This is a genomic window from Desulfovibrio sp. OH1186_COT-070 (genome assembly GCF_003860215.1).
Lineage (GTDB): Bacteria > Desulfobacterota > Desulfovibrionia > Desulfovibrionales > Desulfovibrionaceae > Desulfovibrio.
In genome coordinates this window covers 1-380 of record NZ_RQYH01000204.1, presented here as the reverse complement: position 1 = coordinate 380, position 380 = coordinate 1, and the positions used below count along the sequence as shown (strand labels likewise).

At 31.6% G+C, this 380-nt stretch carries 1 protein-coding gene; it reads right to left on the bottom strand.

All coding sequences use genetic code 11. The annotated features are described in order from the left end of the window. Window positions 1-39 precede the first annotated feature (39 nt). A partial coding sequence (locus tag EII23_RS12530; protein ID WP_148091298.1) for a TspO/MBR family protein occupies window positions 40-380 on the bottom strand: 341 nt, incomplete at its 5' end.

Below are 380 nucleotides of genomic sequence, written 5' to 3'. Positions count from 1 at the left end.
AACCAATATATCGCAATATATATAATCTTTTTCATCAATTTAATGCTCAGATTTCGCTGTATAGTTTGGGTTATCTTTATTTAAATACCAATTACCAGCTGTTAAATAAGTAGCAAAAGCGCTCCAAAGCATATATGGAACTAGTAAAATGCCAGCAACTTTTTTTACATTGAAAAATTTTACAATTGTTGTAACTACTGCACCCAGTAATACAACACTCTCTATCAACGCACTAAAGCGTAATTTATATTTGAAGTATAATATCGACCATAGATAATTCAGGCTTAATTGCGTGTAATAAGCACCTTTCAAATCGTTACTAGTAGATTTACTAGTCACTAATGCATAAGTTACGCCCATCGTTGTATAAAGTATTGGCC